The sequence below is a fragment of the Pseudomonas sp. 1L-C-7-B-C1 genome (genome assembly GCF_057291635.1).
Window position 1 is genome coordinate 1 of the sequence record NZ_JBXAWH010000007.1, and the last position, 14,415, is coordinate 14,415.

Annotated in this window: 15 protein-coding genes; 10 read left to right on the forward strand and 5 right to left on the reverse strand. The window is 61.4% G+C overall.

Annotated features, from left to right (window positions below):
* On the reverse strand, positions 1–311 hold a 311-nt coding region (locus AC0Z8Z_RS12335; RefSeq protein WP_485619286.1), incomplete at its 3' end, for a hypothetical protein.
* Positions 312–644: 333 nt separating this feature from the next.
* The gene (locus AC0Z8Z_RS12340) at positions 645–1,058 is read right to left on the reverse strand and encodes a winged helix-turn-helix transcriptional regulator (protein WP_485619287.1); all 414 of its coding nucleotides are present in this window, start codon (positions 1,056–1,058) and stop codon (positions 645–647) included.
* 84 nt (positions 1,059–1,142) lie between these two features.
* Between AC0Z8Z_RS12340 and AC0Z8Z_RS12345 the strand changes: the two genes are divergently transcribed.
* From AC0Z8Z_RS12345 to AC0Z8Z_RS12365, 5 genes are all read left to right on the forward strand, one after another.
* The gene (locus AC0Z8Z_RS12345) at positions 1,143–2,000 is read left to right on the forward strand and encodes an SDR family oxidoreductase (protein WP_485619288.1); all 858 of its coding nucleotides are present in this window, start codon (positions 1,143–1,145) and stop codon (positions 1,998–2,000) included.
* Between the two features lie 143 nt (positions 2,001–2,143).
* Positions 2,144–2,452, forward strand: coding sequence for an RcnB family protein (locus AC0Z8Z_RS12350; protein WP_485619289.1), 309 nt, complete (start codon positions 2,144–2,146; stop codon positions 2,450–2,452).
* Positions 2,453–2,534: 82 nt separating this feature from the next.
* Positions 2,535–2,855, forward strand: coding sequence for an RcnB family protein (locus tag AC0Z8Z_RS12355; protein WP_172612454.1), 321 nt, complete (start codon positions 2,535–2,537; stop codon positions 2,853–2,855).
* A gap of 169 nt (positions 2,856–3,024) precedes the next feature.
* Entirely contained in the window at positions 3,025–3,954 is a 930-nt protein-coding gene (locus tag AC0Z8Z_RS12360; protein WP_485619290.1) for an AEC family transporter, read from the forward strand.
* Positions 3,955–4,002: 48 nt separating this feature from the next.
* On the forward strand, positions 4,003–4,929 hold the full coding sequence (locus AC0Z8Z_RS12365; protein WP_485619291.1) for a LysR substrate-binding domain-containing protein: 927 nt from the start codon (positions 4,003–4,005) through the stop codon (positions 4,927–4,929).
* 149 nt (positions 4,930–5,078) lie between these two features.
* Here AC0Z8Z_RS12365 and AC0Z8Z_RS12370 read toward each other — a convergent pair whose 3' ends face one another.
* Entirely contained in the window at positions 5,079–6,320 is a 1,242-nt protein-coding gene (locus AC0Z8Z_RS12370) for a serine hydrolase domain-containing protein (protein WP_485619292.1), read from the reverse strand.
* A 229-nt stretch (positions 6,321–6,549) separates the two neighbouring features.
* Positions 6,550–7,569: a branched-chain amino acid aminotransferase gene (locus AC0Z8Z_RS12375; RefSeq protein ID WP_122625417.1), complete on the reverse strand. Its 1,020-nt coding sequence runs from the start codon at positions 7,567–7,569 to the stop codon at positions 6,550–6,552.
* 280 nt (positions 7,570–7,849) lie between these two features.
* On the opposite strand from AC0Z8Z_RS12375, the gene AC0Z8Z_RS12380 reads away from it, so the two are divergent.
* Entirely contained in the window at positions 7,850–8,674 is an 825-nt protein-coding gene (locus tag AC0Z8Z_RS12380; protein WP_485619293.1) for an HDOD domain-containing protein, read from the forward strand.
* 233 nt (positions 8,675–8,907) lie between these two features.
* A complete protein-coding gene (locus AC0Z8Z_RS12385; RefSeq protein ID WP_485619294.1) occupies positions 8,908–9,750 on the forward strand; it encodes an NAD-dependent protein deacetylase in 843 nt (280 codons plus the stop codon).
* 174 nt (positions 9,751–9,924) lie between these two features.
* On the opposite strand, the gene AC0Z8Z_RS12390 is transcribed toward AC0Z8Z_RS12385, so the two are convergent.
* Complete coding sequence (locus tag AC0Z8Z_RS12390; RefSeq protein ID WP_485619295.1) at positions 9,925–11,040, reverse strand: DUF2817 domain-containing protein; 1,116 nt, start codon at positions 11,038–11,040, stop codon at positions 9,925–9,927.
* Positions 11,041–12,238: 1,198 nt separating this feature from the next.
* On the opposite strand from AC0Z8Z_RS12390, the gene AC0Z8Z_RS12395 reads away from it, so the two are divergent.
* The 3 genes from AC0Z8Z_RS12395 to AC0Z8Z_RS12405 are packed head-to-tail and all read left to right on the forward strand — an operon-like array spanning position 12,239 to position 14,272.
* Positions 12,239–13,111, forward strand: coding sequence for an energy transducer TonB (locus AC0Z8Z_RS12395; RefSeq protein WP_485619296.1), 873 nt, complete (start codon positions 12,239–12,241; stop codon positions 13,109–13,111).
* 52 nt (positions 13,112–13,163) lie between these two features.
* Entirely contained in the window at positions 13,164–13,871 is a 708-nt protein-coding gene (locus tag AC0Z8Z_RS12400) for a MotA/TolQ/ExbB proton channel family protein (protein ID WP_205483110.1), read from the forward strand.
* Positions 13,871–14,272 carry an ExbD/TolR family protein gene (locus AC0Z8Z_RS12405; protein WP_205483107.1) on the forward strand — a complete coding sequence of 134 codons (402 nt, stop codon included), beginning with the start codon at positions 13,871–13,873 and terminating at the stop codon, positions 14,270–14,272. The genes AC0Z8Z_RS12400 and AC0Z8Z_RS12405 overlap by 1 nt, the downstream gene beginning before the upstream one ends.
* The last annotated feature ends 143 nt before the right edge of the window (positions 14,273–14,415 follow it).

A 14,415-nucleotide genomic window follows, 5' to 3' on the forward strand; every position in this document is an offset into this window, starting at 1 on the left:
GGCAAGACGCCAATCAAATTGATGCCCAAACTGACCCAATCCAGCGGATCGCGCTTCTCACTCGTCGCCAGCCGAACGATGTCATTCAGCGCATCGACCAGCGCCATGATGTTGCCCACTACAGGCAAAAAGCCGGCAGCGCTCTTGATCCGTTCAAGGGAGACGACCCCGCCGCTGATGTCCTGCAGCCAGGCATCGACATTGGCCGCGCCGGCCCCGACGTCCTCAAGCTGAATCAGATCAAGCGGAACGATCGCCAGCTGAGGCTCGTTTTTTGCGTCGCTGCCGGACGTAACTGCGGGGTTTGCCAAGGATGCTCTCCGTGCTCAAAAAACCATCCGAAAAGGCGTGAATGCCAATCCGGGGGCCACGGGGATATCAAGGCTTGTGCCAGTTATGAATTAGCCAAGCAAAATCAATAACTTAAGAAGAATAACGACGGGTTTTTAGCGAGCGCCAACCCTAAGAACAAATAAAAGTGCGCAAGAAGTTGCGCACCCCTGCGCAACTTCTTGCGCACTCGTCTGCAGGCCACGAACAACGTGGCCTCAAACGTATTAACCACACAAACTTAAACGATCAACTGCGCAACTTCTTGCGCATCATGGCACTACAACACCAAGCCCCTAACCCACCCTACCCGATCACTCCACCACCGCTGCCCTACCCTCCCGCGCGGCCAGAATGCGCGGCAGATTTTCCTCGATCCAGGTCGTCAGCCCGTCCATTTGCAACGCCACCTCCTCGCCCATCGGCGTCAGGCGGTATTCGACGTGGGGCGGCACCACGGGCAGTGCCTTGCGGTCGACAAACCCGTCCTGTTCCAGGCTTTGCAGCGTCTGCGAAAGCATCTTCTCGCTAATACCGCCGATCTTGCGCCGCAGTTCGCTGAACCGGTGCATGCCGTCCAGCAACACCACGAGCACCAGCACGCCCCAGCGGCTGCACACATGATTGAGGATCTCCCGCGACGGGCAATCCCTGGCCAACACCTCACCGGTACGGATGCGCTCCAGCAAGGAAACGCTGCCTGCTGCGGGAATAGCACTGTCGTTCATCACGCTTACCTTTTTGTACGTACTTACGAAAGGTTAGCACGGTGATTATGCTGGAGGCTCATTCAATCTCGTTCGGGACTCATCATGATCGTCATCACCGGTGCATCAGGTCAGCTAGGCCGCCTCGTCATCGCTCAATTGCTCGAAACCGTACCCGCCTCGCGTCTTGTTGCGGCCGTCCGAGATCCGGCGAAAGTGGCCGATCTTGCCGCCAAGGGCGTGCAGGTCCGCCAGGCCGATTATTCACAGCCCGCCACACTGGACCGCGCCTTCGAAGGTGCCGAGAAGGTCCTGCTGATCTCGTCCAGCGAAGTGGGACAGCGTGTCACTCAGCATCAGGCGGTGATCGAGGCGGCCAAACGCGCCGGGGTGAAACTGCTGGCTTACACCAGCGTGCTCCACGCCGACACCTCCGCGCTGGGGCTGGCGGAAGAACACAGGCAAACCGAGGCGGCACTGGCGCAATCCGGCGTTCCGGCGGTGGTGCTGCGCAATGGCTGGTACCACGAAAACTACACCGCCGGCGTGGCCCACGCGGTGGCGAACGGCGCGCACTTTGGCAGCGCGGGCGAAGGCCGAATCAGCTCTGCCGCGCGGGCCGACTACGCACGGGCGGCAGCCGTTGTGCTGACAGCGGCTGAGGATCAAGCGGGCAAGGTGTACGAGCTGGCCGGCGACGAGTCCTACACGCTGAAGGAATTCGCCGCTCAGATCGCGGAGCAATCCGGCAAGCCCGTTATCTACACCGATCTTCCAGAAGCCGATTACAAGGGTGCGTTGCTGCAGGCCGGGCTTCCGGAATTCGTCGCCGAGCTACTCGCCAACTCCGATACCGCCGCCGCCAAAGGTGCGCTGTTCGACGACAGTCGGCAGTTAAGCCGCCTGATGGGCCGGCCCACCACGCCGCTGACCAGCAGCATTGCTGAAGCGCTATCCCGGTAACCTCGCTGCCGCCCCCCGTCCCGTAACAGCGGTCGCAACCGCAACCGCAGGCGGGCGGCGCGCCAGCACGGGCAGTGAATGATTTTCGCCCTGCACGGTCGGAACTAATGACAGCGCATCACGCGCTGGCCAAGGAGTTTCGAATGAACAGCAAATCGCTCATTGCCGGTCTGGCGATTCTGGGATGCATTTCCGTTGCGAGTTTCACGGTGCAAGCCGCCGACGCCACGGAGCCGACCATTCAACCTTCCAGAGACAACATGCGGGAGCTGGAAGTCGGCAGCCGTTCACCGCAGGAATTTCAGCGCCCGGCAGCGGCCATCAAGGACTGGAAAACCAAGGGTCTGGAAGAACCGGCCAAGATGAGTCAGTGGGTGCGCATCAACGACAAGTACGTCGAAGTGCAGACCACCAACGGCCAGATCACCAAGATTGTTCCGATTGAAAAATAGGCCGGGGCACTGACCCAGCGCGCCGGGTTTGCGTGGCGCGCGCCAACGCCAAGAACGTATAAGAACGACCAGAGGAATTCCCATGAACATGAAAAAACTGATGGCCAGTGTGGCCGTGGTCACTTGTCTGGGTGGGGCCAGCGCCGCTGCCATGGCGCAAACCCCTGCGACCAAGAGCGTGCAGGCGGAACACACCAATGAACAGTACAAGGTCGGCGACACCACCCATGACCTGTACAAAGACGAGCGTGTCGGCGTCAAGGACTGGGAGGGCAAGGGCCTGCACGCGCCAAAGGAAGGTACGCAATGGGTGCTGATCAGCGATAAATACGCGCTGATTAACATGGAAGACGGCAAGGTCCTCGACATCGCGCCGGGCAACCTCAAACCGCTGAAAAAGTAATTATCGCTATGCCCATCACCGTGCCCGACGCCCGTCGGGCATCGCTTTGTCCGCCTCGCCATACAAACGCCCGCCCCCTTCATTTTTTCGCTGACAAGAAAGGTTGCAGGCTAACGATCGCGCCCTCTACTCTGCCGCTCTCGTTTGTTGCGCCATAGGCCCGGGTTCGATGTCTTCCGTCTTGAATGTCTTGCTGCCCATTTTCGCCCTTATCCTGGTGGGTTACCTCTGTCGCCGTACCAACCGCCTCGGACCGACCGCCGCCTCTGAAATCAACCGTATGGTGGTCTGGCTGTGTTTGCCAGCACTGCTGTTCACCGCCACGGCACGCGCCACCTGGGAACAGATCTGGCACCCGGGCTTTGTGCTGACCTTTACCCTGTCGACCATGGCAATGTTCGTCATTACCTTGCTGCTGTGGCGCAGAAAGGCGGGTCATTTTGCCGATGCCAGCATCGATGCCCTCAGCGCTTCCTACGCCAACACGGGCTACATCGGTATTCCGTTGTGCGTCATGGTGCTGGGCCAGGAAGGCCTGGAACCTGCGCTCATCGCGTCGCTGCTGGTGGTCTGCGTGGTGTTCGGCATCGCCCTGGTGTGCATCGAAATCGGCCTGCAAAGCGAGGCCCGGGTTCACCGCATCGTGCTCAAAGTGCTGCTGGCGCTGGCAAAAAACCCGTTGGTGGTGTCGCCTATTCTTGGCGCCTGCTGGGCATCGACCGGCGTGGCATTGCCGGGTGCCCTGGATAAATTCCTGACCCTGCTGGGTGCTGCGACGACGCCCTGCGCGCTGATTTCCCTCGGCCTGTTTCTCGCCCAGAAACAGCAAGGCCCCCGTGAGGGCACGACGCTGCTGGTGCTGATCAAGCTGATTGCCCACCCGCTGTTGACTTGGTTTCTGGCCTTTCGGGTGTTCCACCTGCCGCCGCTGTGGGCCCACTCGGCGCTGCTGCTGAGCGCCCTCCCCACCGGCACCGGGCCGTTCATGCTGGCCGAGTATTACAAGCGCGAAGCGTCGGTGGTGTCGAGCACGATCCTGATCTCGACGCTGGGCTCGCTGGTGACGCTGTCGCTGTGCATTTATTACATCAACGGTTGACGGGCTGGCGTCGGGCAAAGGCTCGGGCATAGAGGTGGGTGCGTCGCAATGAACAAGCTGGATTTGCTGAAAACCTTCGTCAGGGTCGCCGAGCTGTCGAGCTTCACCCACGCGGGTGATGCCTTGGGCTTGCCGCGCTCCACGGTATCGGAGCACGTGCGCAGCCTCGAAGAACTGCTCGGCGCGCGTCTGCTGTTGCGCACCACGCGCAAGGTGCAGGTAACGCCCGACGGGCAGGCGCTGTATGAGCGCAGCAAGGATCTGCTCGGCCAGATGGACGAGCTTGAAGGTTTGTTCCGACAGGACAGCTCGGCGCTCAGCGGGCGGCTTCGGGTGGACATGCCTACCGCCATCGCGCGACGACTGGTACTGCCACGGCTGGGTGATTTTCTTGAGCGGCACCCGCTGATCGAACTTGAGATCAGCAGCACGGACCGGCGCGTCGATCTGGTCCGCGAGGGCTTTGATTGCGTGCTGCGCATCGGTGCGTTGCCGGACACGCCGCTGGTCGCGCGCAGCGTTGGCCTGTTTCGGATGATCAACTGCGTGAGCCAGGGGTACGCCGACCGCTTCGGCATTCCGCGAAATCTGGAAGAGCTGCAGCAGCACCGGCTGGTCAACTATGCGCCGGCATTTGGCGCTGCCGATGCGCTGTTCGAATATTGTCGCGAGGGCAAGGATTTCCACGTGTCGATGCCCTGCAGCGTGACGGTGAACAACATCGAAGCCTATGAAGCGGCGTGTGTCGGCGGGCTGGGTATCATCCAGATTCCGCGCCTGGCTGCCCCTTACCAGCAGCAGCGCGGTAACTTGATCGAAATCCTTCCCGAGTACCGGCCGACCGCGATGCCGGTGTCGCTGTTGTACGCCCATCGCCGGCATCTCCCCCAGCGATGCCGGGTGTTCATGGACTGGATGGAGGCGTTACTCGCGGAATATGGGGTCGAGCGCAAGGGCTCGCGGGAGCGGCGTTAGCGGGGCGGGTAGGACCGGCTTTAGCCGGGAAGGCGTCTGCGAAGACTCCGCAAAAATGATGTCGTTTGCACAGGCCTTTTCCCGGCTGAAGCCGGTCCCACTGAGGTCGCGTACATCCAGTGGACCCGGCTATATATCTCACTCATCAATCACTTCAACGCCGCGACCACCGCATCGAAGAAGGCCATCGGGTCGATGGGATCTTTGTCCACCGGTTTGGGTTGCGCGCCGAAGGTGACGATCACGACTTTATTGGCCGGGTTGACGTAGATGTTCTGGCCCTGAATGCCGACCGCCGAATAGGCGCCATCCTTCACCGACGGCGCGGTCCAGGCGGTCCACCACATGTAGCCGTAATCCAGGCTCTTGCCGCCCTTGAGGGTGGTCGGCCGCGTCGCTTCACTGACCCAGCCGTCCGGCAGAATCGAGGTGCCGTTGATCTTGCCGTCGTTCATGAAGAACAGCCCGAAGCGCCCGTAATCCCGCAGCGTGGCGCTGATCCCGCTGCCGCCGATCTCCACGCCGTCAGGGGAGTCCAGCCACCACGTCGCGTCGCTTTCCATGCCGAACGGCTGCCAGATTTTCTTCGACAGGTACTCGGCCAGCGGCATCTTCACCGCGCCTCGCACAATCTCGCCGAGGACCTGGGTTTCGCCGGTGCTGTAGTTGTTCACCGTACCGGGCTCGGCAGCGCGCGGCAGGCTCGCCATCAGCGTCATGGCCGAGTGAGGCTGCTGGGAAATCTGCGCCTTGAGCAAGGCCCTGCGGTCCGACGCCGGATCGGTGTAGGTTTCGTTCCACTTCACCCCCGACGACATCATCAGCACGTTGCGCACGGTCACCCCTTCATAGGCGCTACCTTTGAGGGCCGGCACGTAATCGACCACTTGGGCGTCGAGGCCCTTGATCAAGCCATCCTTGATCGCCGCCGCCGTCAGGGTCGAGGTGATGGATTTGGCCATCGACATCGACATCCAGCGGGTTTTCTCGGTGTTGCCGCGCTGGTAAGTCTCGAAGACGATCTTGCCGTCCTTGATCACCAGCATCGCGGTAATGCTGTCCAGCGCCACGAAGTCGTACAGGTCGTACTTTTTGCCCTCGACGGTGAAGCGCACGTTGGGCAGTTGCCGGTCTGACTTGGGCAGCGCATAGGGGTGTTCGCCGGCCTTGATGGTGTGGGTGGGAAACAGCCGGCCGATATTGCGATAGGTGCTGACCGCCAGGTCCGGGAGCATGGCGCCGTCGTAGATCTGCTCGACCGTGCCGATGGGCTCCTGGGCGTGGGGATAGTCGTCGGCCCACACGGTGGACACGGACACGGCGGCCAGCAAACCGAGGGACAGGGCCAGCGGCCGGCTGAAGGCGGCAGGACGAAAGACGGGTGAGTGCATGACGTATCCTTTTTTGTCGTCGGTAAAGGACGCTGAATTCCCGACTAAAGCCGGTGCTACTGAAAGCACGCGCCCGTTCCAACCATAGCCCACCCACCGGCGTTGCACCGGGCGATCAGTTCACTGATTTCATACCCTGACATCTGCGATGACGTACGTGAGCGAAGGGAGGGCGAAAAAAAACCACCGCACGAAAGCGGTGGTTTTCAGGCTTGCAGAACGCGTCGGATCAGACCTTGACGATCCAGCCCGCCGGGCCTTCGATGTCGCCGGACTGAATGCCCGTCAGCTCTTTGTACAGGCGCTGGGTCACGGGACCGACGTCGGTTTCGCTGTGGAACACGTGCAGTTTGTCTTTGTAGCTGATGCCGCCGATCGGGGTGATCACCGCCGCAGTGCCGCACGCGCCCGCTTCCTTGAACAGGTCGAGCTTGTCGATGAACACCTCACCTTCGGTGACCTTCAGGCCCAGACGGCTTTGCGCCAGTTCAATCAGCGACAGGCGGGTGATGCCCGGCAGCACGGACGGCGATTTCGGCGTGATGAACTGGTCGTCGTGGGTGATGCCGAAAAAGTTGGCCGAGCCGACTTCTTCGATCTTGGTGTGGGTCAACGGATCGAGGTAGATGGCATCGGCGAAGTTGGCTTTCTTGGCCTCGGCGCCGGGCATCATGCTCGCTGCGTAGTTACCGCCGACTTTCGCAGCGCCGGTGCCTTGTGGCGCGGCGCGGTCATAGCTGGAGATGACGAAGTTGTGCGGTTTCATGCCGCCCTTGAAGTACGGGCCCACCGGGATGCAGAACACCGAGAAGATAAACTCGGGCGCAGCACGCACGCCGATGTTGTCGCCGACGCCGATCACGAACGGACGCAGGTACAACGCCCCGCCGGTGCCGTACGGCGGAATGAAACGCTCGTTGGCGCGAACCACTTGCTTGCACGCTTCGATGAACTGCTCGGTCGGCACATGGGGCATCAGCAGGCGGCTGCAACTGCGCTGCATGCGCGCGGCGTTCTGGTCGGGGCGGAACAGGTTGATCGAGCCGTCCTTGGCGCGATAGGCCTTGAGGCCTTCGAAGCATTGCTGGCCGTAATGCAGCGCGGTGGAGCCTTCGCTGATGTGCAGCACGTTGTCTTCGGTCAGGGTGCCTTGGTCCCACGCGCCATCGCGCCAGTGAGCCAGGTAGCGTTTGTCGGTCTTGATGTAGTCGAAGCCGAGCTTGTCCCAGTTAATGCTTTCGTTACCCATGACACCCTCTATGTCCAGGCCAGCGCGGCCGGGAGTGTCCGGCGTCTGGCGTTTCATCGATAAGGCCCGGAGCAGGACGCGACCCGTTCCGGTGTGTCGCCATATTACTGATTTTTCTCCGCGCAAACCGCCTCGCCGGCAGATGAGCTGAAAAAGATCCGCCGGGGCCCGATTCAAGCGTTGGAGTTTGTGCCGTCTGTAGCAAAACCGCTGGCGGACCCGTGCAGTTTCGCCAATGTTGCCTATGGTGTGTAAATCGTCCGAGACAGGAGCAGCACCCATGGGTATCGATCAGTTGTTTGCCGATTTGAGCAGTCTTCCCAGCATTCCCAAGGTGGCGCAGGACCTGATCAAACAGTTCGACAGCCCGTCGTCGGACTTGGGCAGTATCGCCGGCAATATCGAAAAGGACCCGGTGATCGCGGCGAAAATCCTGCGGCTGGCCAACTCCGCGCGCTTTCGCGGGGCACGGGAATCGTCGAGCATTGAGGACGCGGCCATGCGCCTGGGCTTCAATACCCTGCGCACACTGGTGCTGGCGTCGGCGGCGACCGGCGCCTTCAAGGCAGGACCCAGTTTTGATTTGAAGGGTTTCTGGCTGAAGAGCTTTCAGGTGGCAGGGATCTGCCGTTTGCTGGCGAAGCAGTCCGGCGCCGATGGGGAAATCGCCTTCACTTGCGGGGTCATGCACGACATCGGCGAGTTGTTGATCCAGACCGGCGCGCCCGCCGTTGCCGAGCGCATCAACAGCGTGACCAAGACCGGTACGACCGGGCGTGCGGCGATTGAAACGTTGCAGTTGGGTTTTGGTTACCCGGAAGTCGGCGCCGAACTGGCCCGGCGCTGGGGACTGCCGGCGGTCATCCAGAACGCCATCGCCTATCAGGCGCGGCCGATGCAGGCGCCGGGGGACGCAACCCAGCCACGGATTGTTGCTCAGGCACTGACTATTTCTGCCGCGCTGGAAAATCACGGCGGCGCCACCGCGCAGGCGAAGCAGGAAGTGGATGGCCCGCTGCTGGAGGGTGTTGACCTGGATGCGGTGTTCGCGGCGCTGCCGAAGGTGCTTGAGGATGACAAGGCGTTTGCGGAGTTGTTGAGCTAGTCAGGGTCCGGGTTGGAGATTGATAGTGCTTACACCGGCTTCTTCCCGGCTGAAGCCGGTCCCACACATTGACCGCGGCCCGACTGACACAACGCGGTCAACCTGCAGGACTGGCTTCAGCCGGGAAAGCGTCAGGCCTCACACTGCAAAACCGATGGTGCTCAATCAGGCCCCTTCCCGGCTGAAGCCGGTCCTACTAGTATCAGCGCACAGCCGCGATTGAGGACCTGTGCATGCCTGATGTACCCGATACCCATGTCGACACCCTGCTGCACTGGATGCAAGACCGCTCGTTCGTCGTGCTGACCGGCGCCGGGATCAGCACCTCTTCCGGGATTCCGGATTACCGCGACAGCGAGGGCGTGCGTCGGGGTCGGCAGCCCATGATGTTTCAGGAATTCCTCAATGCGCCCGAGGCCAGGCGTCGCTACTGGGCAAGGGCGATGCTGGGCTGGCCGCGGGTTCGCGTCGCGCAACCCAACGCGGCCCACGAAGCGATTGCGCGCTTGCAGCAGCATGACCTCATCAGCGGCGTCATCACCCAAAACGTCGACACCTTGCACGATCAGGCCGGCAGTCATGACGTGGTGGAATTGCACGGCAGCCTGCATTGGGTCCTGTGCCTGGACTGCCGCCAGCGCTCAGAGCGGGACATCGTTCAGCTGACCCTCGTCGAGCAAAACCCTTACCTGGCGGGCGTCGATGCGGTTCAAGCGCCTGATGGCGACACTTTGCTCGACCCCGCCTTCGAAGAGCGCTTCCAGGTGCCCCACTGCCCCCACTGTGACGGTGAACGCATGAAACCTGACGTGGTGTTTTTCGGTGAGAACGTGGCGCCACCCACTGCAGCCAAGGCCATGCAGCGCGTGGACGACGCTCAGGGCCTGTTGGTGGTGGGGTCGTCGCTGATGGCGTTCTCGGCGTTTCGCCTGTGCCGCACGATCAAAGATCAGGGCAAACCGCTGATCGCCATCAATCTGGGGAAAACACGGGCCGATGATCTGCTGGATCTCAAGATCGAAGCCTCCTGCGAGGTGTTGTTGCCGGCCTTGGCGCAGCGGCTGCTGGTGGGTTAACGGAAGCAATGACAGGTGGGAGATCTCCGCCTTCCTGACCCAGGCCTGTCGCGCGGCAAACCTCGTCCATGTGGGAGTGAGCTTGCTCACGAAGAAGGCATTTCAGTCGCTGAAGATTTAGCGGATGGCCCACCCTATATCGTGAGCAAGTCCGCTCCCACCTTGCCCGATCCCTCATCTGATTGCGCGAATCCCCGGCAACGCCGCCAACGCCCTGTTCCACACCTGCCGCGTCCTCACCCACGCCACCTCCTGCCAGTCCGGGTCCACCGGATAGAACTGCTCCAGCAGCCCTTGCTTGATCCGCCGCCCCGTCTCGTCCAGCGGATCGCCGTGCAGGTGCAGCCAGTGATCATCACGCAAATGCCCATGCACCGCCGCCCCCGGGTACGTGCCGCACTCGATGACAAACGGCATTAAGTGCACGCCCGGCAGCGCGTCGAGGAGCATCTGCGAGGTGTAACCGGTGGAGGTCGCCGCGACACCGGTTGCGCTGACCCGATTGGCGCCGGTGATCAGCGTGAACAACCAGGGCCCGAACAACGCCCTGGCGTCCTCCAGCGCGGGGTAGGCTGACTCGACGATGCTCATCAGCATCGGATGACCGTAATCCCCCGCGCCGGTGTGCAGGTCAAAGCAGGTCACCACCTCGGCATCCTGCAAGTACTCCCCGACGATGCTGCGCAGCGTGCGATTGGACCAGCTCGGCTCGCTGCCGCCGAAAAACAACCCATCGGGGAATGCGTACTGCCCCGCTTCCACTACGGACATCAACCCTGCCCAGCCCAGCCCATCGATCGCGGCCTGAAACTGCGCATCCGCCTGGTCGCGCTTTGGCCCGCGCAGCTCCGCGCAGGCATAAATGTCATGGACGTCGCCATAGGCACGGTTGTCCGGCAATGGTCGGCTGAAGTCTAGGTAGTTGCGGTTCTGATCGAGGTTGTCCTCGTTGACCCGGCGCATCCACGCCGTGCCCCAGGGGTTGATCAGGTGAATCATCAGGATCGCCACGCCCTCGGGCAATGCGCGCGGATCAAAATCTTCCAGCCAGCGGCTCTGGCAATCGGAACCGTAATAGCCCTCGACGCCGTGGGTGCCGCTCAACGCCACCAATACCCGCCGCGCCTGCGGATCGCCGAGCCAGGCGACGTCCGTGGCCAGCGTCTCGCCAAAAGGCCCGGCCAGCGGATGGACGTATTCGCTCACCCGCGCACCCGCAGTGGTCGCTGCCGCAATGAAGCGCTCGCGAAGCTGGCGATAGCCCGGACGATCGGGAAAAAGGTGGCTCATGAATGCGCTCCAAAGGGGGTGACACCGAGCGTACAGGCCCGTACCAGACAGGCCGTACGCCACGAAGAAGAGACACTGCGTCAGAAATGTTACAACCGGACACGTTTTGGCACACTTCTTTCTAGTAATTCTCGAGTGGAACGTCAGTACCACGAAATGCCTCGCGTCCAGCCCAGGCTGCCGGGAGTCTACGCTGCCGAACGGTGCGAACCCCGCACCCGTGTGCAGGAACCGGACACTACCCCGTCCGAAACAGTGCAGGACGCCGACCAGAAGTCTGGCGTCCGTCGATAAGGAATTCGATTCGTGCCAGACATGCGCCCTTCATACCCCACACGCCCGCGCCGCACATTGCCTTTTCCGCTGCACCCATCTGTCAGCGAGCCTGCCGTCCGCCACATTTCCCTTCAGCGCTCCGGCTGAGACGCGGCGGTCACTCGCTGGAGTGCCCGATATTTTTTTCGTTTCAATGGCTGTCGCTTTTATAGCGATCCGGCCGCCACTTTTTATTGTCCTCTTTCGGCATAGATGCGCCCGCTCAAATAACGTTTTAAATAACGAGCAGGAGGGATTGCTGTTGATCCACACACACTAAAAACGATCAGTCATCATTTTTAGGAAGTGTGCGTCACTGTTAGCAACCCTTCACCTTATGACTGACAAGTCACACATTCAGGACTTACCACAATGATCACCTAAGCACTTACGCACCAACTTGCACCCACTTACTCAAGTTTGGTGCAACGCACTTCTGATTGAATCGGAACAGGTCACCGTGCAAACCCGCGGTGAACCTGAGTAGATAGGTTCGTCCCGTGGTTCGGCAACTTACCCTGCTTCCATAGAGTGAACAGACCCACCCCTGACGAAATTCGCTAAAAAGTTACAGGAATGCGACATCGCCCCTGTATAAGCCAGAAACCTCTAGCTAGAGCCCTGCACTGGCATAGCGGTTGCAATAGCGATGTTCGTTAGCCAGTGACGCTGAAACAAAGACGTACTTCTTCGTACTCAACAAGCAATCAGGGAACTGCAATGTCGTCTCCATAGCTCACGCTGCCACAGCACCTATAAGAGTGGTTCTTCAGAGACCTGCTCTCCCAGGCCTCGTGCTTGCGACAGCACGGACGTCAACTTCAAACAGGGCAACTTGTTTGAACGGACCCTTATTGCCCTTCAACGACCCGAGGGAGCTTTAATGAATGACGCGGTAAAAACGAAAGCCATACCTGGCCCGGCGCCGGACGCACTGTCCATGGCCTGGCCGCGTATTCCTTTCAAGGAAAACACATCGCGCCCGGGTGAATTAAGCCGGTCGCACGTGTTGATATTGATTGCCGCCTCGGTCCTTATTCACGGCGCCCTCTGGTGGTATATGCAAACCGCCAAAGCCGACGTCCCGGAAGTTGCGCCGCAAGTGCCCGAGATGACCGTGGAACTGACCAGCCCGACACCGCCAACCCCGGAAACTCCACCTGAGCCACCGCCACCGCCGCCTCCGCCTGAACCGCCACCGCCACCACCGCCGCCCCCTGAACCGGAGCAACCGGTCGAAGACCCCGACGCGGTCAAGCCGCCGCCGAAACCGGTGGAAAAGCCCGTCGAAAAACCGAAGGTCGAGAAGCCCAAGCCGGTGAAGAAACCTGAACCGGTGAAAAAGCCGACACCGCCCGCACCGCCCGCACCCGCTGCGCCTAGCCCACCGGCGCCTGCCGCCCCGTCACCTTCGCCAGCGCCACCTGCGCCGGCTGCTGCGCCGGCTGCTGCACCGGCGGCATCGGTCAAGGAGTCGGCGGCGATTTCCGGGCTCGCCAGCCTGGGCAACCCGCCACCGGAATACCCCGGCGCGGCGTTGCGCAAGGGCATGGAAGGCCGGGTAATCCTGCGCATCAAGGTGTTGCCGAACGGCCGCGCCGGCACGGTGGAGGTGACCAAATCCAGCGGCAAGCAGGTGCTGGACGATGCGGCGGTGGAAACGGTGCGCAACTGGAAGTTTATTCCGGCCAAGCGCGGCGACACCCCGATCGAAGGCTTCGCGACTCAAACCATCGACTTCAAGCTGCCCGAATGAACCCGGTCAGCCCATCAACAATAACTCTTAATATAGCGGGTGAGGTGTAACCATGAACGAATCGATCTCTTCGATGATAGTCCCCGGCGTACTCTGGGCGCTGGTGGTGTTTTCGGTGCTGAGCTGGGGACTGTTGCTGATCAAATCCGCACAGTACGTACGCTTGAAGACCCAGAACAAACAGTTCGCCAAAGCCTTCTGGGCGGCGCCGGATCTGCTCACCGCCGCCGAGCACTCCAGTCAGTACCCGGGCTCTCTGGCGCGGATCGCCAACAGCGGTTTCGAAGCCATGGCGGTGGACGAAACGCCGCGCAACACCCAGCAGCTCGCCCACACCATCAACCGCTCCGACCGCCTGGAACGCAACCTGCGCCAGCAGATCCAGAAAGAACGCCGCGCCCTGGAAGCCGGTCAGGCCATTCTCGCCAGTATCGGCAGCACGGCGCCGTTCATTGGCCTGTTCGGTACCGTCTGGGGAATCATGGAAGCGTTGCAGAGCATCGGCGCCAGCGGTTCGGCGAGCCTGGAAACCGTCGCCGGCCCCATCGGTCACGCGCTGATTGCCACGGGTGTCGGCATCGCCGTCGCCGTGCCGGCGGTGCTGATCTACAACTTCTTCCTGCGCCGGCTCAAGCTCGCCGTCGCCGACATGGATGACTTCGCCCACGACTTCGACGCCCTCGCCCAGCGCAGCGCCTTCGCCATCAACCGTCAGGCCATCGCCAGCAAGCACAGCCAGGCTGTGCGGGAGGCGAGCTGATGTCGTTCTCCACCCAAGACAGCGATGAAGTGCTCAGCGAAATGAACGTCACACCGCTGGTGGACGTGATGCTCGTGCTGCTGGTGGTGTTCATCGTCACCGCGCCGCTGATGACCAACGCGATCAAGGTCAACCTGCCGAAAACCGACGCTGTCGCCGCCGCCGACAAGAAAGACCCGGTGGTGGTCAGCGTTGATCAGGACGGCAAGTTCTACCTGGCCAAATCCGAAGTCGCGCCGGAATCCCTGGAGCTCAGCCTCAAGGACGTCAAGGCCAAGGACCCGGAGGTGCGCGTGCAATTGCAGGCCGACACCAACGTCAACTACGGCCAGGTGGCCAAGGCGATGGCGTCCATCGAGCGCTCGGGCATCACCAAGATTTCAGTGATGACCTCGAAATGATTGGCCCATGACCCGCCGTTGATCTGCACTTGAAGCAGACGCCGCACCCGCTGCGGCGCTGCTCACCCTTCTCCCGATTCACCGCCGTCCGGTTTTTTGCCCCGGAGGGGAGCGGCTTGCTTGAAATAAGGAAATTCCCGACC